This is a genomic window from Pedobacter hiemivivus (assembly GCF_005144565.1).
GTDB classification, from domain to species: domain Bacteria; phylum Bacteroidota; class Bacteroidia; order Sphingobacteriales; family Sphingobacteriaceae; genus Pedobacter; species Pedobacter hiemivivus.
On the sequence record NZ_SWDX01000004.1, the window covers coordinates 251,740 to 272,782 of the forward strand.

Consider the following 21,043-nt stretch of genomic DNA (forward strand, 5'->3'; position numbering starts at 1 on the left):
TACGAATGTAATTATATAACGACACAAAAAGAAGGAAATTATAGGATCAGTCAAGATGTATATTTCATGTTGTGCAACCGGTTGCGTTACTTTTAGGGCTGTTTATTTTCATCGGTCAAAAATAAATACAATTTTTATGCAAAATAAGTTGGGATTTATGAATTTACAATTACCTTTATGCAAACGGTTGCACGATTAATTATTAAACCAAATGATATGTATTTATTAGGCCTCGATATAGGCACATCTTCTATTAAAGTTTCAGTTGTTGATGTGGATACCCAGAAGCGGGTGGCTACGGCTCAATATCCCGAAGAGGAAGTGGAAATCAAATCCCTTAAATCTGGATGGGCGGAGCAATCACCTGTTGACTGGTGGCAAAATGCTGTTCATGCTATTCTTCAATTAAATGCAACAGGAATCTTTAATCCTAAGGATATTAAGGCGATAGGTATCGCTTATCAGATGCACGGTTTGGTGATTGTTGACAAAGAACAAAACGTTTTGCGCGATAGCATCATTTGGTGTGATAGTAGGGCGGTAGACTTGGGGGCGCAAGCTTTTGATGCCATAGGACATGATAAGTGTTTACAGGAGATGCTAAATTCTCCGGGTAATTTTACAGCTTCTAAGCTGGCCTGGGTAAAGAACAACGAGCCTGAGATCTACAGCCAGACCGATAAAGTAATGCTGCCGGGGGATTTCATTGCCATGAAATTCACAGGGAAGATTACGACCAGTATTGCATCATTATCTGAAGGTGTGTTTTGGAATTTTGACAAGGATGAAGTGTCTAAAGAAGTAATGGAACATTATGGAATTGATCAAAAATTAATCCCCGACATTAAACCACTCTTCTCTATCCATGGATCCCTTAAAGCTGATGTAGCTGCGTTATTGGGATTGCAGCAAGGGATCCCGGTTTCTTATAAGTCTGGTGATCAGCCTAACAATGCTTTGTCTCTAAATGTGCTTAAGCCAGGCGAAGTTGCAGCTACCGCCGGAACTTCGGGCGTAATTTATGGGGTAAGCAATGAGCTGACTTACGATCCAGAGTCGAGGGTGAACACTTTTGCACATGTTACTTATGCTAAGGAGCAAAAACATACTGGTGTATTGTTATGTATCAACGGTACAGGAAGTATGTACAGATGGGCAAAACATAATTTTGCACCTCATTTGTCCTATGCTGCACTTAATGATCTTGCAGCTACAGCACCCATTGGAAGTAAAGGATTAAAAGTATTGCCTTTTGGCAATGGTGCCGAACGGATGCTGAATAATAAATATACAGGAGCACAATTGTTGGGCATCGACCTCAATTTACATAAACAAGCTGAAATTTTTAGAGCAGTACAGGAGGGCATCGCGTTTGCATTTCGCTATGGGCTTGATATTATGCGCGAAAATGGAATGCAACCAAAGGTGATCAGGGCAGGCATGGCTAACTTATTTTTAAGTGAGGTATTTGCACAAACATTTGTCGATGTAACCGGCGTTCCGGTAGAGCTCTATGAAAATGATGGTAGCGTAGGAGCGGCACTTGGAGCAGGTATTGGAGCGGGGATTTTTGAAAGCCCTGAAGCGGCATTTACACAACATGAGCTGATCAGGTATTTGGAGCCTAAAAATTCTGAGGCCTACGAGCCCATATACGCTGAATGGAAAAGCCTTTTAAACAAAGCATTATAATTAGAATCAAAAAATATATCAACATGACAAAAGTAGTAACAGGAGCAAAGGAATTTTTTAAGGGAATTGATCAGATACAATTTGAAGGGCTGAATAGCGATAATCCGCTGGCTTTTAGATGGTATGATGCAAATAGAGTTGTAGCAGGAAAAACCATGAACGAGCATTTTAAATTTGCTTGTGCTTATTGGCATTCATTTAATGGAAATGGTGCGGATCCTTTTGGTGGCGCTACACACATTTTTCCATGGGATGAAAAGAAAGATGTGGTAGAAAGGGCAAAAGATAAAATGGATGCTGCCTTTGAATTTATTACGAAGATGCAATTGCCTTATTACTGTTTCCATGATGTGGATGTGGTAGATTATGGCGATGATATTGCTGAAAACGAGCGAAGATTGCAAGCTTTGGTGGAGTATGCGAAGGAAAAACAAGCCAGTAGTGGCGTGAAATTACTTTGGGGAACAGCCAATCTATTTAGCCACAAACGTTACATGAACGGGGCATCAACCAACCCAGATTTTCATGTACTTGCACACGGTGCGGCGCAGGTTAAAGCTGCTTTAGATGCAACAATTGCATTAGGTGGAGAGAATTATGTTTTTTGGGGTGGAAGAGAAGGCTATATGAGCTTATTGAATACCAATATGAAACGTGAGCAGGAGCATTTGGCTAAGTTCTTACATACCGCTAAAGATTATGCACGCAAACAAGGTTTTAAAGGCACATTTTTTATTGAGCCAAAGCCATGTGAGCCATCTAAACATCAGTATGATTACGATGCAGCAACAGTAAGGGGCTTTTTACAGGAATATGATTTGCTAGCTGATTTTAAACTTAATCTGGAAGTGAACCATGCAACTTTAGCCGGACATACCTTCCAGCATGAATTACAGGTTGCAGTGGATAGTGGTTTATTGGGTTCAATTGATGCAAATAGAGGAGATTACCAAAATGGTTGGGATACAGATCAATTTCCTAATGACATCAATGAATTAACTGAAGCGATGCTGATTATTTTAGAAGGTGGTGGTTTAAAAGGTGGTGGTGTTAACTTTGATGCCAAGATTCGCCGTAATTCAACTGATCCTGCCGATCTTTTTTATGCACATGTTGGCGGTATGGATATTTTTGCCCGCGCCTTGGTAACCGCAGATGCCATTCTTCAAAAGTCAGATTATAAAACTATAAGGGCCGATCGCTACGCTTCTTTTGACAGTGGTAAGGGGGCCGAATTTGAGCAAGGGAAGTTAAGTATGGAAGATTTAAGGAACTATGCTGTACAACAAGGTGAGCCTGAAGTGCGCAGTGGGAAACAAGAATACTTGGAAAATTTAATCAATCGCTATATTTAAATTTATTTTAATCGTAGTTTGTAACCGATTATTAAACCTAACTAAACCAAATTGATGAAAACCAACGTGCTGGATACGAAAGATTATATCGTATTCTTAATTTACTTTGTAATTGTAGCGGCTTATGGGCTCTATATTTACAATAAGAAAAAATCTGCCGCCAGCGGTTCTAAGGATTATTTTCTTGCAGAAGGCTCCCTTACCTGGTGGGCTATTGGAGCTTCTCTAATCGCCTCAAACATTTCGGCCGAACAATTTATCGGGATGAGTGGCTCAGGCTTTAAAATGGGGCTCGCAATTGCTACCTATGAATGGATGGCTGCGGCAACACTTATTGTAGTAGCCGTTTTCTTTATTCCGGTATACCTGAAAAATAAAATCTCTACCATGCCCCAATTCCTTCATCAAAGGTATAATGGAACGGTAGCGATGATCATGGCTGTTTTCTGGTTGCTGTTGTATGTAGTGGTTAATCTAACCTCTATCCTGTACTTGGGCGCATTGGCGGTAAGCAGTATTTCGGGCTTCAACCTCGATCTTTGTATGTATGCTATCGCAGCGTTTGCGATCATCATTACCTTGGGTGGAATGAAGGTTATTGGCTATACTGACGTGATCCAGGTATTCTTTTTAATCCTTGGTGGATTGGCCACCACTTATCTGGCCCTTAGTTTAGTCTCAGAACATTATGGAACAACAGGGATTTTAGATGGTTATAAGTTGATGACCAGTAAGGCTTCTGAGCATTTCCACATGGTACTGAAACCAGATAATGAAAATTATATCGACCTTCCGGGACTGAGTGTGCTTGTAGGGGGGATGTGGATTGTGAACTTGAACTACTGGGGTTGTAACCAGTATATCACGCAACGTGCTTTAGGAGCTGATCTGAAAACAGCTCGTTCGGGTATTTTATTCGCTGCGTTTTTAAAGTTATTGATGCCTATTATCGTAGTATTGCCTGGTATAGCTGCTTACGTGCTATATAAGGATGGAGCCTTTCAAACCGAAATGCTTCAAGATGGTTCTGTAAATCCTGACCGCGCGTATCCTGTATTACTTAATCTTTTACCTGCCGGATTAAAAGGGCTTTCTTTTGCAGCACTTACTGCTGCGGTAGTGGCTTCTCTGGCTGGAAAGGCAAACAGTATTGCGACTATATTTACGTTGGACATTTATAAAAAAGTAATTAAACCTGATGCTACGGAAGCTAATCTAGTGGTAACAGGTAAAATTGCGATTATAGCAGCCATGATTTTGGGCGTACTGATTGCTCCGCATTTGGGAATTGACAAAAAGGGCGGTTTCCAGTACATTCAAGAATATACAGGCTTTGTATCACCAGGTATTTTTGCCATGTTTATTCTAGGATTCTTCTGGAAAAAAACGACATCTAATGCAGCCCTATTTGCTACTATAGGTGGTTTTGGACTTTCTTTATTGCTTAAGTTTTTACCTGGTATGGTCGATCTTTCCTGGTTGTCGGAATTCGGCTTTGCAGTTAAAGGTTCGGCTGGTATTTATGAAATACCTTTCTTAGACAGAATGGGCTTTGTGTTTTTATTCTGTGTGATCGGAATGATTATCATCAGTCTGGTAGAAAACAAAGGTGAGGAAGATGCTAAAGGACTTGAAATTGATGCAACTATGTTCAAAACTTCTACAGGTTTTGCTGTTGGAGCTTTAATTATAGTGGGCATTCTTGTCGCACTTTATAGTGTATACTGGTAATAATACTAACCGTTATTTGGTGTTTCTAATGCCAAATAACGGTCTTTTTATTATACTTGCACAAATTTGCTATTCCCCAGATTTTGAAGAAAAAAACAACTATATACGATATTGCTAAGGAACTGAACATTACAGTTTCAACAGTGTCCAGGGCGCTTAGCGGTTTTCCTGCAATTAGTGAATCAACAAGACAAAGCGTAATTGATGTAGCGAAAAGACTTAACTATAGTCCTAATAAGCTAGCTTCTGCTCTTAAATCAGGGAAAACTTATATTGTCGGTGTAATTGTGCCAAGCGTTCAGGCACATTTTTTTGCTTCAATTATCCATAGCATAGAAGAAGGATTAAAAGATAGCGGTTACAGAATCATCCTATACCAATCTAATGAATCTGTCGAAAATGAGATTAAAGGTGTAAAAACGCTGCTTGAGGCTCAGGTAGATGGGATTATGGCTTCAATGTCACTAGAGACTAACGAAGTGTCACATTTTCAAGAGATTATAAATCAGAATAAACCCCTCATTCTTTTTGATAGAATTAGCCCAAAACTAAAAGTCCCAACCGTTACCCTGAACGATTTTCGGGCAGGTTTTTTAGCAACTCAACATCTCATTGATCAAGGCTATAAGCGCATCGCTTTTGTAACTACTATTCACCAGATCCAAATTTTTAATGATCGTTTGGAAGGTTATAGAGAAGCCATGAAAGTGAATAACTTGCCTGTGAATGAAGCGCAACTCATTTTTGGTGGCTTGTCCATAAAAGATGGAAGATATGGTGCTGGCAGACTTTTACGTGGCGATAATATGCCCGATGCTATTATTGCTGGGGATGACTTTACTGCTCTTGGGGTGATTAAGAAGCTAAAGGAGGTTAACCTGGTTCCACCGAAGATAGGGGTAATCGGGTTTGCGAATGAAGCTTTTTCAGCCTATATCACGCCGAGTTTATCTACGGTGGATCAACATCCGAATCAGATGGGACAGGATTGTGCTGAACTGTTTTTACAAATGATCAAACAGGATAACCCTTACGATGACATCCGTAACGTTATTCTGGAACCTACAATCGTAGAAAGACAATCAACAGAATTATAATTTTTTGTTAAAATCCGATTGAGTTTCCTCCATCAACAGGCATTACTACGCCGGTGATATACTTTGCACTAGCCGAACTTAGAAAGTAAACCGCGTCGGCAACATCTTCGGGCTCACCCATTTTTGCCATTGGCGTTCTGGAAAATACCTTGTTTTTTCTCTCTGGATCGGCATCTAATGCTTTGGCAGACATCGCTGTTTTTATAAAGCCAGGAGCAACGCAGTTGATCCTGATTCCTAATGGCGAAAGTTCAGTAGCCATTGCCCTTGTCATTCCTTCTATTCCTGTCTTCGCTGCCGAATATGCAATTACTTTTGGGATGCCGTATTGCGCTGCCATCGAACTAATGTTTACAATAGCGCCACTTTGTGCATCAATCATTTTTTTTACCACTTCGCGACTAATGCTAAATACTGCAGATAAATTGACTTGAATTACATTTGCAAAATCTTCATCTGTCACCTCGATAAAAGGCTTTTTCATATTAATGCCAGCATTGTTTACCAGCACGTCAATCTTTCCAAATGAGGCATGAATCTCTTCAATAAGCGCCGGAATACCTGCAAGGTTTTGAAGATCAAATACACGATAGCTACATAGCTCCCCAAATTCGGCAGCAGCAGTTTTTAATTTATCTTCATTTCTACCGATCATGATGACATACAGACCTTCCTGAATCAATTTTTTGCTGATGGCTAGACCCAATCCAGCTCCACCGCCTGTTACTATGGCAATCTGTTTATTCATTTTATTGTTTTTTTCTTTGTGGTGATGCGTTAAATTTTGGAGGACGTTATATTTGGGATGACCAAAGTAAGGCTATTTTTTTAAAGTTACAATCGGTTGCATAAATATTTGAAATATTAAAAACAGCTATCCTTTTGATTAGCGCACTGTCTTTTGCATATCAGCGCAAATTTCTCTAAGTTTGCCGTTTATAAAATTTTATCATGAGCAAAGCAATAATTAAAACAGATAAAGGTGACATGACCGTTCAGTTTTACGATCAGGATGCACCAAATACAGTTGCCAACTTTAAAAAATTAGCTAACGAAGGTTTTTATAATGGAGTAACATTTCACAGGGTGATCCCTAATTTCGTTGTTCAGGCAGGATGTCCTAACTCTAAAGATGCTGCTACAGCACACTTAGCAGGCACAGGTGGTCCAGGTTATAAAATTGATTGCGAATTAACAGGAGAAAACCAACACCACGAACGTGGCGTATTATCTATGGCTCACGCCGGAAGAAATACTGGTGGTTCACAGTTCTTTATTTGCCACAGCAGAGACAATACAGCACACCTTGACAGAAATCATACTTGCTTTGGTAAAGTGATTGAGAATGTTGATATTGTTGACGATATTAAACAAGGCGATAAGATTTTAAGTATTGAAGTAATAGAAGATTAATTCTAAACTTCTCAAAAACAAACGATATGAATTTAAGAGGAATTGTAGCAGTATCTGGAAGACCAGGGTTGTTTAAACTTGTTGGTCAGAATAAAGCAGGATATGTTCTTGAAAGTCTGGACGCACAGAAAGTTAAAATTATAGCCAATATGACTTCAACTAAACTGGCGTCATTGGAAGATATTACGGTATATGGTGAGGATGAGGATTTAAAATTAATTGATGTTTTAGCAAATATGACTGCCGCTAAAGGAAATGTTCCTGATGCAAAAGCAGATTCAGCTGTGTTAAAAACCTTTTTTAAGGAAGTAGCACCAGGCCATGATGAAGAGAAAGTTTACGCTTCAGATATGAAGAAAATTGTAAGCTGGTTCCACATTCTTAAAGATCTGCCTTTATTTAGTGAAGAAGCTCCTGCTTTAAGCGAGGAACATGAAGCATTGAAAGCTGAGGTAGATAAAAAACCTAAAGCTGCAGTTAAGCCATCAAACGCAAAAGCGCCAAGCAAAACTGCTCAGCCAGCTAAAAAAGCTAGTATGACAAGTAAAAAAGGTGTTTAGTTAGCCTTAATTGATCTTAATCATTTTACAAAAGGGTACCCACAAGGTATCCTTTTGTTTTTGCCGCCAGTTTGCGTTTTAAAATAAATACCAAATCAGCAAAAATGCAATGGCCGATATGATGATAGCAATGATGTAATTCATTCTATCCCTGCTTTTATTGCTTTTAAATTTATAGTCTCTTTTATAATCCGACGGTAAACGCATAATAACCTCCTTTTGTTTAATGATGTGCTGTGGCTTCAGTTTCCACAAATCAATTTCAAATTATTCGTGGTGATAGGGTTCACCTTTTAAGATGCTGAATGCCCTATAAAGCTGCTCTACAAAGAACAATCTCACCATTTGATGAGAGAAGGTCATGTCTGAAAGCGACATGCTGCCATTGGCTCGTTTATATATACTCTCATCAAAGCCATAAGGTCCGCCAATAATGAATATCAAATGCTGAACACTCCCAATCATCTGTTTGTTTAGATAATTTGAAAAAGCCACCGAAGTATATTTCTTCCCCTTTTCATCCATTAAAATCACGGTATCGAGATTGCTAATCTGTTTGTGGATCAGTTCTGCTTCTTTTGATTTTTGCTGCGCCTCACTTAAGTTTTTCGTGTTCTTTATTTCCGGTATAACCAATAGGTTAAAGTTAATGTAATGTTTCAACCTGCTCAGGTATTTCTCAATACCCTCAATCAGGTACTTATCTTCTGTTTTTCCTACAACCAGTAAAGTAATCTTCATTTATTTTATCTTTATCATCTAAACAATCCGTAACATCTAATCTTGACCATAGTCAAAGCTTGACCCAATAAATTATTAAGGAAATCAAATATAATGGTAAAAACAAAACATAGCATCTTAGCCGACTATCAAAATAATGCAGACAAGCAACAAACCGAGGTTGATCGCCTTAAACGTAAGTTAAATAACATCTCATTTTCTCGGTTAGGACTATTCATCGCGGAAATCCTGATCATTGCTTTGATTATTAATTTTGGTTTTGGGTGGCCGTTTGCGGTGTTGTTATGTGCACCTTTAATTGCATTCCTATTTCTAGTAAAAAAACAAACTGTTGTACAGAAACAATTAACCTATGCCGGTAAATTGCTATGGGTTTATCAAAATGAGATTGATCAGTTAAGCGGTGGTAAAAATGGTTATAACAATGGAGAAGCCTATGCAGATGAATATCATCCCTATACTTCAGACTTAGATATCTTTGGTCAGGGTTCTTTATATTCATTTATTAATCGCTGTAATATACAGCAAGGGATGGATATTTTGGCTGCTAATCTAAATCAGCCCAATGATCAGTTGACTATCCAACAAAGACAGGAAGCGATTGTAGAATTAAAAAGTCACATTGACGAGACTTTCCATTTTCGGGCAGAGCTTCAAAATCATAAACCAGGGCAACTGCAGGTGATCATCAATAAACTTCAGGATCAATTGCCAGAGCAGTTAAAATTTACCCGCAAGAAATCATTGCGCTTGTATGTTAAGGTTGTTCCTTTTATTACGATTGGTGTATTTATATTAGGTAATGTGTTTGGTGGTTGGGTATGGCAGCTTTTTGCGGCTGTTGCCCTGTTTAACGCGAGCTTAATCATTTTTAATATGCGCCACATTAATTTGATACATAACGGTTTTAGCCGAGAATCAAGTTTGTTGGGCGCCTTTGCAGATACCATTAAGTGGACGGAAGATGTAAGCTGGAAAAGTACTTATATACGACAGTTTTTTGGTGAAGGAAAGGCTGTTGTACCTATTAGTAAGCAAATCCTTAAGCTATCTTCCATTATTCAGGCCTTTGATGCCAGATTGAATATAATTGTGGGCATGGCCCTGAATCTTTTTGCGCTGTGGGATTTAAGGTGTTCTATTTCATTGTGTAACTGGCACGATCAATCTGCAGAGCAAACGATAGAAGGGATGAACAGGATCGGAAAGTTTGAAGAGTTGATTTCTTTTGCCACATTGACCCATAATCAACCAGAATGGACCTTCCCGGAAATAGCATCTGCTTTTCATTTAAAAGCTACAGCACTAGGGCATCCGCTTATTCCGGAGCAGGTAAGGGTATACAATAGTTTTAAATTTGAAGCTGCACCTACAGTCGACATTGTGACTGGCTCTAACATGGCAGGTAAAAGTACTTTTCTGAGAACTGTAGGCATTAATATGACTTTGGCCTTTGCTGGTGCTCCGGTATGCGCTGAGCAAATGTCGCTGTCTATCTTTAAAGTCCTTTCCTACATGCGAATCAAAGATTCATTGAACGACCAAACTTCGACGTTTAAAGCTGAGTTAAACCGGCTTAAAATGATTTTGGATGCGATACAGTCTAATCCAAATTCTTTTGTGCTGATCGATGAGATGCTTAGGGGGACAAATAGCAAGGACAAATACCTTGGTTCAAAAGTTTTTATAGAGAAATTAATTGAGCAAAAAACTCCTGCTTTATTTGCCACACACGATTTGCAATTGTCCGAAATGGAAGCTGATCATGCACATCAGGTTAGAAACTACCATTTCGATATACAGATCTCTGAAGGAGAAATGAATTTCGATTACAAAATAAAACATGGGCCTTGTACAACTTTTAACGCGGCGATTTTATTAAAGCAGATCGGCTTAAGTTTGAATTAAGCAGTACGCTGTTCATTATATACCATTCATCCAGCTTGAAATTTTTTGAAGGGCCGCAGGGTTGAGCGTCTCTTCAACATTTCCATATTCTGATTCTGCTCCTGTATTTGCCTTTTGGAACAAATGGTTTAGCCCCTCCATTGGAACAATTTCAAAACGTTTGTTTCCTGCTTTTTGTAGTCCGGCCTTAATGCCAGCTAAATTTGCAGCACTTTCTACCTGGAAGTCAAGGGTGCCATTAAGGGCTAAAACAGGGCATTTTACCTTCGTCAAATAAACTGCAGGATCAAAGCTGATGAAGTACCTGAACCATGGTGTTTTATATTGATTAAGGGTTTGTTGAACGATGGATTCTTTAGCCGTTCTATCTAGGCTCTCTAGTGGCTCCAAATCGAGTTCTTTGCGTAATGAAAGCTCAACTTGAGCCTCTGCATGTGGTAATGGAAGATCTTTGACATCATTCATCGCTGTAAATATCTTTAAATTGGAGGCCATTTTTTGTACGACCTCATCGGCAGGAACACCTGCAAGCTTCATTGCATCGCCAATCTGCTGTGCGTATAACTGCGCTATTGGAATGCCCGGTCCCGCCATTAAAACGAGGAATTTTACGTTTGGATTGCGACTGGCAACAATGGGTGCAATCATGCCTCCTTCGCTATGGCCTACAAGCCCGATAGTCATAGTTTTAAGGTCAGGTCTGGAAAGTATGTACTTTACTGCAGTTTCTGCATCATCGGCAAAGTCGGCTGTAGTTGCTTTAGAAAAAATGCCTGTTGATTTGCCAATTCCTCTGTCGTCATACCTTAGTACGGCAATACCTTGTCTGGTTAAGTAATCGCTAAGTACAAGGAATGGGCGGTGATTAAAAGGTGCCAATTCTTCATCCCGGTTCTGTGGACCTGAACCAGATATTAAGACTACAATTTTACTGGCTTTGCCATTGGCCGGCAGGGTCAATGTGCCAGCAAGATTACTTCCGCCAGCAGTGTTTGTAAAAGTTACTTCTTCTTGTTTATAAGGGAAATCTTTAGGGTCTTGGGGCCTTGTTTGCTTTTCCTGTTTGGTGTTCAGCACTAGCATTGTGCGTATTGTTTTCTGTTCAAAAGTTCCGTTTATTTTATTGCTGTCAGGTATATAAGTTCCTGTGTATTTCATTCCAATGTTTGATGCCTCAACGGTCAAAGTCTTATTTGTAAAAGTAGTTTTACTGGTAGGCATACTTTTTGCACCTTGCTGAGGGCTATCCATTGTCGTGACATATTCGCTTCCGGCTTTTATAATATGGAAAACCAGAGGTAATGAAGTTCCCTGGATGTTTAATGTGCCGTACCATGTTCCAATAGGTTCCTGAGCAAACAAAGTGCTACTTAATAATATTAACGCTATTGTTGAATGTATACTTTTAATCATATGATGTAAATTAAACTTTATTATGATATGTTGCATTTAAAAATGATAAATTGTGGAATGAACTTAACACTAACTTAATAAGCGATTACCATATTGCCCTTTATACAGAAATGATATGATCAAGGCGTCTGATTTTGGAAAGGATTTTTTATGGGGGGTAGCTACTGCGGCAGCGCAAATTGAAGGTGCTGCGCTGGGGTATGGAAAAGGTTTGTCTATTTGGGATACTTTCGCTAAAAGATCTGGAAAAACAAAAAAGGGACATCAGCCAACAATAGCTTGTGATTTTTATCATCGCTACAAGGAAGATATTGCCTTGGTTAAGCTGTTGGGCTTCGGTATTTTTCGTTTTTCTATCTCATGGCCCCGTATTATACCAAGAGGTAAAGGAGCTATCAATAAGGAAGGGATCAGGTTTTACCATCAGGTAATTGATGAATGTTTATTGCAGGGTATTATACCTTATGTTACTTTATACCATTGGGATTTACCGGAGATGTTGGAAGACGAGGGTGGCTGGACGGCTTTTTCTATCAATGATAGTTTTAATTTCTTTGTCTCTATCTGTGCAAGAGAATATGGGGATAAGGTGAAGAATTGGATCGTATTGAATGAACCTTTTGGATTTACCTCTTTAGGTTATATGTTGGGCGTTCATGCGCCGGGGAAAACGGGCTTAACCAATTTCTTTTCCGCTGTTCATCATGCAGCCATAGCACAGGCTGATGGTGGTAGGATATTAAGATCGGAAGTCAAGAATGCGAATATAGGAACCAGCTTTTCCTGTTCTGAGATAATTCCCTATACACAAAGTGCTTCGGATGTACAGGCCGCCAAGCGGGTAGATTGCCTGATGAATCGACTGTTTATTGAGCCTTTGCTTGGGATGGGTTACCCAACGGCAGATTGGGATGTGATGGAAAAGTTTTCGATCCAGCACTCTACCTGGCGACATACAGAACGGCTGACCTTCGATTTCGATTTTATAGGTCTACAGAATTATTTCCCTTTAACTATAAAATACAATGCTTTTATTCCTGTAGTGCAAGCTTGGGAAGTAAAAGCTAAAAGTAGAAAAAAGCCACATACAGCGATGGGCTGGGAAATTAATGCCAACAGCTTTTATAACATCATTAAACAATTTGCAGCTTATCCAAATATTCCGCCTTTAATGATCACGGAAAATGGAGCGGCTTATCACGACAAGGTTCTCAACCATCAGATTCATGACCAGGAGCGTATTGCTTACTTCGAACAATATTTAGCTGCTTTATTAAAGGTAAAGCAGGAGGGAGTTCCCATAACCGGTTACATGGCCTGGACATTAATGGATAATTTTGAATGGGGGGAAGGTTTTAATGCACGATTTGGATTGATTCATACTGATTTTAAAACACAACAACGTACTGTTAAGGACTCAGGACTCTGGTTTAAAGACTTTTTGGGGCATTGATATTTTTTACTATATTAAGGATAAACACAAGATCAAATGGATAAAATCGTCGTATTTCAAACTTTTTATAACCCAATAGAGGCTAATATTGTAAAATCGAGGTTAATGGATGCTGGTATACAATGCTTCCTTTCTGACGAAAATATTGGCGGTCAGTTGGGGTACAATCAGGCTATTGGAGGTGTTAGGCTCCATCTTTTTGAAAAAGATGCGGAAACGGCCAGAAATCTCCTTTCAGAAAAAGAAGAATAAACTAGATAAAACATAGGCAGAAATGCAAAAAAATAGGGGTTGTACCATCGGTACAACCCCTATTTTTTTTATATCAATTGCTGATTAAGCGTTTTTTGCTGCAGCTTCTCTACGGATGATATTTAAAGCGCCACCTGCTTTAAACCATTCGATTTGCTGTGCATTGTAGCTATGGTTAACAGTGATCTCTTCTTTAGAGCGATCAGCATGTTGTAATACCAACGTCAATGGAACATCAGGAGCGAAAGTTGTTAAGCCAACGATATCAATTGTATCATCCTCAAGGATTTTATCGTAATCTTCTTTGTTGGCAAACGTTAAACCAAGCATACCTTGTTTTTTAAGGTTGGTTTCGTGGATACGAGCAAAAGATTTTACCAATACTGCACGAACACCTAAATGACGTGGCTCCATTGCCGCGTGCTCACGACTTGAACCTTCACCATAGTTTTCATCACCAACTACGATAGACCCAATTCCTGCGGCTTTATAAGAACGTTGAGTAGCAGGTACCGGACCGTATTCGCCAGTCAATTCATTTTTAACGTTATCGGTTTTCTCATTAAAGTAATTAACCGCACCAATTAGCATGTTGTTAGAAATGTTATCTAAGTGACCACGGAATTTCAACCATGGACCAGCCATAGAGATATGATCCGTAGTACATTTACCTTTTGCTTTGATCAGGAGTTTTAAACCTTTAAGGTCAGTACCTTCCCAAGGAGTAAATGGATCAAGCAATTGTAACCTGTGTGAAGTAGGAGATACAATTACATTTACACCACTACCATCGGCAGCTGGTTCCTGATAACCTGCATCTTCAACAGCATAACCGTTTACAGGAAGTTCATCACCTTTTGGTGGATCTAATTTAACCTGCTCACCTTTATTGTTAGTTAAAGTATCTGTTAATGGGTTAAAGCTCAAATTACCTGCAATAGCAATTGCTGCTACAATTTCCGGAGAAGTTACAAAGGCATAAGTATTTGGATTACCATCGGCACGTTTAGCAAAGTTTCTGTTAAATGAGTGTACGATAGTGTTTTTCTCTTGTTTCTCTGCACCTACTCTGTCCCACATACCAATACATGGTCCACAAGCATTGGTAAAGATCGTTGCATTCAGATCTTCAAAAGTCTTCAATAGACCATCGCGGTTTGCAGTGTAACGTACTTGTTCAGAACCTGGGTTGATACCAAAATCTGCTTTAGTAACTAAGCCTTTATCAATAGCTTGTTTAGCAATAGATGCTGCTCTTGATAAATCTTCGTATGATGAGTTGGTACAAGAACCAATTAAACCCCATTCAACTTTTAATGGCCATCCGTTTGCAACAGCTACTTCTTTCATTTTGGAAATAGGCGTAGCCAAATCTGGAGTGAAAGGACCGTTTATATAAGGCTCAAGTTCAGAAAGGTTGATCTCGATTATCTGGTCAAAATATTTTTCCGGATCAGCATAAACTTCTGCATCACCTGTTAAGTGTTCTTTTACTGCGTTTGCAGCATCAGCAATATCAGCTCTGTTGGTTGCACGTAAATAACGCTCCATGCTCTCATCGTAACCGAATGTAGAAGTAGTTGCACCAATCTCGGCACCCATGTTACAAATGGTACCTTTACCAGTACAGCTTAGGTTTTCTGCACCTTCGCCAAAATATTCCACAATTGCACCTGTACCACCTTTTACCGTTAGTATACCAGCAACTTTAAGGATTACATCTTTTGCAGAAGCCCATCCATTCAGTTTTCCGGTTAATTTAACACCAATTAGCTTAGGGAATTTAAGCTCCCAAGGTAAGCCAGCCATTACATCACAGGCATCAGCACCACCAACACCAATTGCAACCATACCCAAACCACCTGCATTTACAGTGTGTGAGTCAGTACCAATCATCATTCCACCTGGGAAAGCATAGTTTTCTAGTACTACCTGGTGAATGATACCTGCACCTGGTTTCCAGAAACCAATACCATATTTGTTAGAAACAGAAGCTAAAAAGTCAAAAACCTCTTTACTCTCCGTGTTTGCTGCAGGTAAATCAACCTCAGCACCAAACTTAGCTGTAATTAAGTGATCACAGTGAACTGTAGAAGGAACAGCTACCTGTGGTCTGCCAGCCTGCATAAACTGCAATAAAGCCATTTGTGCAGTAGCATCTTGCATGGCCACACGGTCAGGAGCAAAATCTACATAATCAACACCTCTGTTGTAAGAAGTATTCGTGTTTCCCTCCCAAAGGTGGGTATAAAGTATTTTTTCTGAAAGTGTTAAAGGTCTGCCTACTAATTTACGAGCCGCCTCTACACGGGGGCCAAAGTTTGCATACACCTTTTTGATCATTTCTATATCAAAAGCCATTGATAATATGTGTTAAAAGGGTAAGTTATTACTATAATTGGTAGCGAATTTACAAAAAAAAACAGGCGATCATGATCATAAGCAGATCATTATATTATTTATACCTGTTCTAAATAACGAAGGGGAGTGTAAAGCGGACAATAAGTTGCAAAAATGCCTTAAAGTAGTCCGAATTCGTATCCTTGTTCTTTAAAAAATTTTAAAGCCAAAGGCAGCACATATTCCAACCTTTCAAAGGCTTTTAAGCTATCATGGAAAACAATAATCGACCCATTTCGAGTGTTTTTAATCACATTTTCGTAGCATTTTTGCGGAGAAAGGTTGATGTCGAAATCGCCACTTAAAACATCCCACATGATGATCTCCGTTTCAGGAAAAGCAGATTGGATTTCTGAAACCTGCGATTTTTTTATCCTTCCATAAGGTGGACGGAACAAATGGGTTTGGGTGAATTGCTGGCAGGCTTTAAAATTCTTAATATAGGTCTTATCCTCAGTCTTCCAGCCTTTAAGGTGATTGAAGGTGTGGTTGCCAATGTGATGTCCTTCTTTTTTAATGAGTTCAAAAACATCAGGATGTTTAACGATATTATCGCCTATACAGAAGAATGTAGCTTTTGCGTCAAAGCTTTTTAAAGTTTTTAAAACGAAGGTTGTAACATCAGGGATAGGTCCGTCGTCAAAGGTTAAATAAATAATTTTTTCACTGCGGGGCTTATTCCATGTTAAAGATGGGTAATACCATTTTAGTAAAAGTGGAGATTTGACTAGGTACATGTCCAAATGTAAGTTGTTTATATTAATATTGTGAAAAAAATCTATGAAGACAATCATCTCCTATAATGCTTTTCCAAAGCTTCTTCTGGCTTTCTCATTTCTTTTTTTTACCGCTTTTGCCCAAAAAACTGTGGCTCAGGAGGTGATTACTGTTCAGCGGGCCATTGAAGTAACGTTGAAAAATAACTTGCAGGTTACTAAATCCAAGCTGAGTGAAGATTTGGCTGAAGAAAATTTTAGGCAGGCTAAGCTTGCTCAATACCCGACTTTAAGTGGATCAGTAGGGCAAGATATGAATTGGGGACGTAATAATGTGAGTTCTGGAGTTTATGAAAATACACAGAATTATAGCTTTAGCCCAAGGGTTTCTGTAGGGCTTGATCTATTTAATGGTTTTTCTAAAATCAATCAGGTGCGACAGAACAAAATTTTATTAGAGTCAGGTAAAGTAAACACCGATAAGATTAAAAATGATCTTATTCTACAGGTCGTTACTTCTTACATGGAAATCCTCTATAATAAGGATCGTTTAAAAGCATCTAAACAACAACTGGAAGTTGCTCGCAAGCAATTAACTCAACAACAGCAACTTTTAGATGTAGGAAATAAGACTTTGGCAGACCTTGCTGAATCTAAATCACAGGTGGCTATAGCTGAGCTGGACGTGACGAAGGCAGAGAACGCATTAACGATATCTTTCATTACCCTTGCACAATTGATGGACATTCCCTCATCAACAAGATTTGATGTTGCAGCGCCCAATGCTTCTAGTTTTGCCCGCTCATCAGCAGTTTATGATGCGGAACAGGTATATACTGAAGCCTTAGGGATGTTTCCTGATGTCAAGTTAGCGGGCCTGCAAACCCAATCCGCTAAAAAAGGGATCGACATTGCAAAAGGCAACCTATATCCCCGGTTATCTTTGAGCGGAGGTTATGGCTCATTTTATAACTATAATTATAATATGCCATTTGATAGAAAAAATGAAGCGTTTAGAACCCAGATAGAAAATAATGTCTCGAAAGGGCTAGGTTTAAATCTTAGTATTCCAATCTTTAATGGTCTTCAGGCAAGATCTGGAGTGACAAAAGCAAAGATCAATTTATTACAAACGCAAGCGGACGAACAAATTACCAAAAATAACTTAAACAAAATCATATACCAGGCAGTGGCCGATTTAAAGGCTGCGGAAAGTACTTACGCATCTGCAACTAAAGCTTTTGAAGCGCAAAAAGAAGCCTTCTCCGTATTGGAACAACGCTACAATGTTGGATTGGTCAATTCACTTGACTACAGTACTTCACAAACCAAAAGAAATACAGCTGAAATAGATATGATCAGAGCAAAGTATGATCTGCTTTTTAGAGCTAAAGTGATAGATTATTATTTAGGTAAACAAATTGCTTTTTAACGTTCATAGAGATTCACATAATATATACAAGAATGAAACTAAAGACCATATTAATTATAGTAGGTATTATTGTCGCACTATTGGCTGTTGCTGTATACACTGGAGCAATAGGCGGTGATAAGCGTGAGAAGATAACCACTGAAAAGGCCGCAAATAGAAAGGTTATAGAAACTGTTACGGCTAGTGGAAAAATACAGCCTGAAACTGAAGTGAAACTGAGTTCCGAAGTGTCTGGCGAGGTAACTGAACTTTTAGTTAAAGAAGGCGATTTGGTGAAAAAAGGCCAGCTGCTGGCTAAAGTACGCCCCGATGTACTTAAGTCGGGCTATGATCGCGCTGTGGCTTCTTATAGCTCCCAAAAAGCAAGTGTGGCAGGAGCCGCCCAAATGCTGAAGCAAGCAGAAGCGAATTTTGCAAATGAGGGAGTAACCTACAAACGTAATCAAGAACTATTTAACAAGAAGGTAATTTCAGCTTCTGAATTTGATGCTGCAAGAAATGCTTATTTAACTGCCAAAACAAATCTTGGAAGATCTAAAGAAGACCTTACCGCTGCTAAATTTAACTTAGAGCAGTCTGGAGCAAATGTTCAGGAAGCAAGCGCGAATTTGGCAAAAGCAACCATATTTGCCCCGGTGGATGGAGTGATCTCCAAGCTTTCAGTAGAATTGGGTGATCGTATCTTAGGTACTGTTCAAAATGCAGGTACAGAGATCATGCGCATTTCTAACCTTTCTTCTATGGAAGTGAATGTTGATGTAAATGAAAATGATATAAACAGAGTTAAGGTTGGAGATAATGCCGTTATTGAGGTGGATGCCTTTGCAGATAAAAAATTTAAAGGTACTGTAACTGAAATTGCGAGCTCTTCTAAGGATGTGGGTTCGGCAACTAGTTCGGTAGACCAGGTGACTAACTTCATTGTGAAAGTTCGCATCCTTCCAGAATCTTATAGTAGTGTTACTGGTGGAGCTAAGGATCTTCCGTCGCCATTCAGACCTGGCTTATCTGCTACAGTGGATATAGAAAGTGAAACCGTAAACGGTCTGTCAGTTCCTATTCAATCTGTTTTTACGATCGATAAAAAGAAAGATGATAAGGATAAGAAACCGGAAGAGAATCAGGAGAACGCTGATAAGCAAAAAACTAAGTTGACAGATAAGAAAGTTAAACAGTACGTTTACGTTTACAATGCTGATGAGACTGTTAAGCAAGTAGAAGTAACTACAGGTATCCAAAACGATCAGTTTATCATCATAAAATCTGGACTTAAAGCTGGTCAGGAAGTGATAACTGGCCCTTATTCCGCCATACAAAACAAATTAAAGGACGGAATGAAAGTAAAGAAAGTGACTAAGGATCAATTGTTTGCTGAACCAGGTAAGAAGTAAACTTTATCAATACTTTTTAAATGAGTAAATTGTCCCGGTTTAAAACATTAGACCGGGATTTTTTATTTATAATGTATGATACCTAAAGTCGCAATGATTGGTGGGGGTAGTTGGGCTACTGCTATTATAAAAATGCTCTCAGATAACTTTTCTGCAAAAGAGATTTATTGGTGGATGCGAAATGCAGAGGCCATAACGCATATTCAAAAATATAAGCACAACCCGAATTATTTAAGCTCGGTTGAAGTCAGGATTCCTGAAGATAATATATCTGATGATATTGCTGGAATTATTAAAAAAGCAGATTATATCATCTTGAATGTGCCGGCAGCTTTTCTTAAAGAAACACTTAGTACAATTACACCTGAGCAGCTGAAAGGTAAAAAGATCGTTTCGGCCATTAAGGGGATCGTGCCAGACGAAAATCAGATTATTGGGGAGTTTCTTCATCAGAAATACAATATTCCATTAGAAGACATCCTGGTGATCAGCGGGCCATGCCATGCAGAAGAAGTGGCCTTGGAAAAACTGTCTTATTTAACCATTGCCTCTGTAAACGTAGGTCTTGCCGGTTTTTTTGCCAATCTTTTAAGTACAAGGTACATCAAAACGAATGTTTCTGATGATATTTTTGGGACTGAGTATGCGGCTGTACTGAAGAATATTTATGCAATAGCGAGTGGCATTTGTCATGGTGTAGGTTACGGGGATAATTTTCAAGCGGTATTGATTTCCAATGCGATCCGAGAAATCAAACGGTTTGTTGATGCGGTTCATCCAATTACTAGAGATATCAAGGAATCTGCCTATTTGGGTGATTTGCTGGTTACGGCTTACTCACAATTTAGTCGCAATCGCACTTTTGGGAATATGATCGGGAAAGGCTACACTGTAAAATCTGCTCAATTGGAAATGAATATGATTGCTGAAGGGTATTACGCCGTTAGTTGTATGCATCACATCAATAAGAAATATAAGGTGGATATGCCTATCAGTAGGGCTGTATATGCTATTCTGTATGAAAAACATTCTCCACATATTGAAATGCGCCTGCTGACCGAACAGCTTAATTAAGCAAACAAAACTGTCTAGAGATTGTTAATGGTTTTATTGTATACAAAAACCATAGGACGATGAAAAAAAAGTATTTATTAGGACTGCTAACGATAGCGTTGTGTACTACTCTAGTCTTTAGTGCTAATGCGCAGGATAAGAAGAAAGAGACCGGTGTAGGTAAGGCGATTGATAAAACGGGTAAGGCGATTGGTAAAACTGCAACAACTGTTGGGAATAAAACTGCCGAAGTTGCTGTGAAGGGTGCCTCTAAGGTTGCGGATAAGGTTTATAAAGGTAAAATGGCTCCTGATGGAACTGATGTGTATATCGATGGTAAAAACAGAAAATATTACATCAATAAAAAAGGGGGGAAGGTTTATTTGAAAGCTTCTCAGATTAGAAATAGACCCGAACATAAAATGTAACCCTACAG

At 39.0% G+C, this 21,043-nt stretch carries 18 protein-coding genes; 13 read left to right on the plus strand and 5 right to left on the minus strand.

From position 1 onward, the window contains the following. The first annotated feature begins 216 nt into the window (after nucleotides 1-216). The 4 genes from FBD94_RS11475 to FBD94_RS11490 all read left to right on the plus strand — a co-directional run bounded on the left by FBD94_RS11475 (nucleotide 217) and on the right by FBD94_RS11490 (nucleotide 5,875). Entirely contained in the window at nucleotides 217-1,692 is a 1,476-nt protein-coding gene (locus tag FBD94_RS11475; RefSeq protein WP_131609963.1) for a xylulokinase, read from the plus strand. Between the two features lie 23 nt (nucleotides 1,693-1,715). Beyond that, nucleotides 1,716-3,047, plus strand: a complete 1,332-nt coding sequence (gene xylA / locus FBD94_RS11480) for a xylose isomerase (RefSeq protein ID WP_131609962.1) — start codon at nucleotides 1,716-1,718, stop codon at nucleotides 3,045-3,047. Nucleotides 3,048-3,101: 54 nt separating this feature from the next. Further along, entirely contained in the window at nucleotides 3,102-4,778 is a 1,677-nt protein-coding gene (locus FBD94_RS11485) for a sodium/sugar symporter (RefSeq protein ID WP_131609961.1), read from the plus strand. Nucleotides 4,779-4,861: 83 nt separating this feature from the next. Continuing rightward, entirely contained in the window at nucleotides 4,862-5,875 is a 1,014-nt protein-coding gene (locus FBD94_RS11490; RefSeq protein WP_131609960.1) for a LacI family DNA-binding transcriptional regulator, read from the plus strand. A gap of 7 nt (nucleotides 5,876-5,882) precedes the next feature. Here the strand turns inward: FBD94_RS11490 and FBD94_RS11495 are convergent, their stop codons facing one another. After that, entirely contained in the window at nucleotides 5,883-6,623 is a 741-nt protein-coding gene (locus tag FBD94_RS11495; RefSeq protein ID WP_131609959.1) for an SDR family NAD(P)-dependent oxidoreductase, read from the minus strand. Between the two features lie 203 nt (nucleotides 6,624-6,826). Between FBD94_RS11495 and FBD94_RS11500 the strand changes: the two genes are divergently transcribed. Next, on the plus strand, nucleotides 6,827-7,288 hold the full coding sequence (locus FBD94_RS11500) for a peptidylprolyl isomerase (protein ID WP_131609958.1): 462 nt from the start codon (nucleotides 6,827-6,829) through the stop codon (nucleotides 7,286-7,288). 26 nt (nucleotides 7,289-7,314) lie between these two features. Next, entirely contained in the window at nucleotides 7,315-7,848 is a 534-nt protein-coding gene (locus FBD94_RS11505) for a DUF5606 family protein (protein ID WP_131609957.1), read from the plus strand. Between the two features lie 267 nt (nucleotides 7,849-8,115). Here the strand turns inward: FBD94_RS11505 and rlmH are convergent, their stop codons facing one another. Beyond that, a complete protein-coding gene (gene rlmH / locus FBD94_RS11510) occupies nucleotides 8,116-8,589 on the minus strand; it encodes a 23S rRNA (pseudouridine(1915)-N(3))-methyltransferase RlmH (RefSeq protein ID WP_131609956.1) in 474 nt (157 codons plus the stop codon). Nucleotides 8,590-8,682: 93 nt separating this feature from the next. Between rlmH and FBD94_RS11515 the strand changes: the two genes are divergently transcribed. Further along, nucleotides 8,683-10,497 carry a MutS-related protein gene (locus FBD94_RS11515; RefSeq protein ID WP_131609955.1) on the plus strand — a complete coding sequence of 605 codons (1,815 nt, stop codon included), beginning with the start codon at nucleotides 8,683-8,685 and terminating at the stop codon, nucleotides 10,495-10,497. Nucleotides 10,498-10,512: 15 nt separating this feature from the next. On the opposite strand, the gene FBD94_RS11520 is transcribed toward FBD94_RS11515, so the two are convergent. Continuing rightward, a complete protein-coding gene (locus tag FBD94_RS11520) occupies nucleotides 10,513-11,910 on the minus strand; it encodes an alpha/beta hydrolase family protein (protein ID WP_169472283.1) in 1,398 nt (465 codons plus the stop codon). A gap of 115 nt (nucleotides 11,911-12,025) precedes the next feature. Here FBD94_RS11520 and FBD94_RS11525 point away from each other — a divergent pair, with 115 nt between their 5' ends. Together FBD94_RS11525 and FBD94_RS11530 are read left to right on the plus strand one after the other, a co-directional pair. Beyond that, the gene (locus FBD94_RS11525; protein WP_136880286.1) at nucleotides 12,026-13,363 is read left to right on the plus strand and encodes a GH1 family beta-glucosidase; all 1,338 of its coding nucleotides are present in this window, start codon (nucleotides 12,026-12,028) and stop codon (nucleotides 13,361-13,363) included. A 36-nt stretch (nucleotides 13,364-13,399) separates the two neighbouring features. After that, nucleotides 13,400-13,615: a putative signal transducing protein gene (locus FBD94_RS11530; protein ID WP_131609952.1), complete on the plus strand. Its 216-nt coding sequence runs from the start codon at nucleotides 13,400-13,402 to the stop codon at nucleotides 13,613-13,615. Nucleotides 13,616-13,699: 84 nt separating this feature from the next. On the opposite strand, the gene FBD94_RS11535 is transcribed toward FBD94_RS11530, so the two are convergent. Further along, nucleotides 13,700-15,976 (minus strand): aconitate hydratase, encoded by a 2,277-nt coding sequence (locus FBD94_RS11535; protein WP_136880287.1) that lies wholly within the window; start codon nucleotides 15,974-15,976, stop codon nucleotides 13,700-13,702. Nucleotides 15,977-16,134: 158 nt separating this feature from the next. Next, nucleotides 16,135-16,752 (minus strand): polysaccharide deacetylase family protein, encoded by a 618-nt coding sequence (locus FBD94_RS11540; protein WP_131609950.1) that lies wholly within the window; start codon nucleotides 16,750-16,752, stop codon nucleotides 16,135-16,137. A gap of 43 nt (nucleotides 16,753-16,795) precedes the next feature. Between FBD94_RS11540 and FBD94_RS11545 the strand changes: the two genes are divergently transcribed. The 4 genes from FBD94_RS11545 (at nucleotide 16,796) to FBD94_RS11560 (ending at nucleotide 21,035) form a co-directional block, all read left to right on the plus strand. After that, nucleotides 16,796-18,163 carry a TolC family protein gene (locus FBD94_RS11545; RefSeq protein WP_131609949.1) on the plus strand — a complete coding sequence of 456 codons (1,368 nt, stop codon included), beginning with the start codon at nucleotides 16,796-16,798 and terminating at the stop codon, nucleotides 18,161-18,163. Nucleotides 18,164-18,195: 32 nt separating this feature from the next. Beyond that, a complete protein-coding gene (locus FBD94_RS11550; protein ID WP_136880288.1) occupies nucleotides 18,196-19,554 on the plus strand; it encodes an efflux RND transporter periplasmic adaptor subunit in 1,359 nt (452 codons plus the stop codon). Between the two features lie 75 nt (nucleotides 19,555-19,629). After that, complete coding sequence (locus tag FBD94_RS11555; RefSeq protein ID WP_136880289.1) at nucleotides 19,630-20,628, plus strand: NAD(P)H-dependent glycerol-3-phosphate dehydrogenase; 999 nt, start codon at nucleotides 19,630-19,632, stop codon at nucleotides 20,626-20,628. Between the two features lie 59 nt (nucleotides 20,629-20,687). Next, entirely contained in the window at nucleotides 20,688-21,035 is a 348-nt protein-coding gene (locus FBD94_RS11560) for a hypothetical protein (RefSeq protein WP_136880290.1), read from the plus strand. Nucleotides 21,036-21,043: the final 8 nt, after the last annotated feature.

What these genes read in the sequence shown, in the direction of transcription:
- FBD94_RS11475 (WP_131609963.1), top strand. Translation starts at nt 217, where the DNA reads ATGTATTTATTAGGCCTCGATATAGGCACATCTTCTATTAAAGTTTCA.
- xylA (WP_131609962.1), top strand. Translation starts at nt 1,716, where the DNA reads ATGACAAAAGTAGTAACAGGAGCAAAGGAATTTTTTAAGGGAATTGAT.
- FBD94_RS11485 (WP_131609961.1), top strand. Translation starts at nt 3,102, where the DNA reads ATGAAAACCAACGTGCTGGATACGAAAGATTATATCGTATTCTTAATT.
- FBD94_RS11495 (WP_131609959.1), bottom strand. Translation starts at nt 6,623, where the DNA reads ATGAATAAACAGATTGCCATAGTAACAGGCGGTGGAGCTGGATTGGGT.
- FBD94_RS11500 (WP_131609958.1), top strand. Translation starts at nt 6,827, where the DNA reads ATGAGCAAAGCAATAATTAAAACAGATAAAGGTGACATGACCGTTCAG.
- FBD94_RS11505 (WP_131609957.1), top strand. Translation starts at nt 7,315, where the DNA reads ATGAATTTAAGAGGAATTGTAGCAGTATCTGGAAGACCAGGGTTGTTT.
- rlmH (WP_131609956.1), bottom strand. Translation starts at nt 8,589, where the DNA reads ATGAAGATTACTTTACTGGTTGTAGGAAAAACAGAAGATAAGTACCTG.
- FBD94_RS11515 (WP_131609955.1), top strand. Translation starts at nt 8,683, where the DNA reads ATGGTAAAAACAAAACATAGCATCTTAGCCGACTATCAAAATAATGCA.
- FBD94_RS11520 (WP_169472283.1), bottom strand. Translation starts at nt 11,910, where the DNA reads ATGATTAAAAGTATACATTCAACAATAGCGTTAATATTATTAAGTAGC.
- FBD94_RS11525 (WP_136880286.1), top strand. Translation starts at nt 12,026, where the DNA reads ATGATCAAGGCGTCTGATTTTGGAAAGGATTTTTTATGGGGGGTAGCT.
- FBD94_RS11530 (WP_131609952.1), top strand. Translation starts at nt 13,400, where the DNA reads ATGGATAAAATCGTCGTATTTCAAACTTTTTATAACCCAATAGAGGCT.
- FBD94_RS11535 (WP_136880287.1), bottom strand. Translation starts at nt 15,976, where the DNA reads ATGGCTTTTGATATAGAAATGATCAAAAAGGTGTATGCAAACTTTGGC.
- FBD94_RS11540 (WP_131609950.1), bottom strand. Translation starts at nt 16,752, where the DNA reads ATGTACCTAGTCAAATCTCCACTTTTACTAAAATGGTATTACCCATCT.
- FBD94_RS11545 (WP_131609949.1), top strand. Translation starts at nt 16,796, where the DNA reads ATGAAGACAATCATCTCCTATAATGCTTTTCCAAAGCTTCTTCTGGCT.
- FBD94_RS11550 (WP_136880288.1), top strand. Translation starts at nt 18,196, where the DNA reads ATGAAACTAAAGACCATATTAATTATAGTAGGTATTATTGTCGCACTA.
- FBD94_RS11555 (WP_136880289.1), top strand. Translation starts at nt 19,630, where the DNA reads ATGATACCTAAAGTCGCAATGATTGGTGGGGGTAGTTGGGCTACTGCT.
- FBD94_RS11560 (WP_136880290.1), top strand. Translation starts at nt 20,688, where the DNA reads ATGAAAAAAAAGTATTTATTAGGACTGCTAACGATAGCGTTGTGTACT.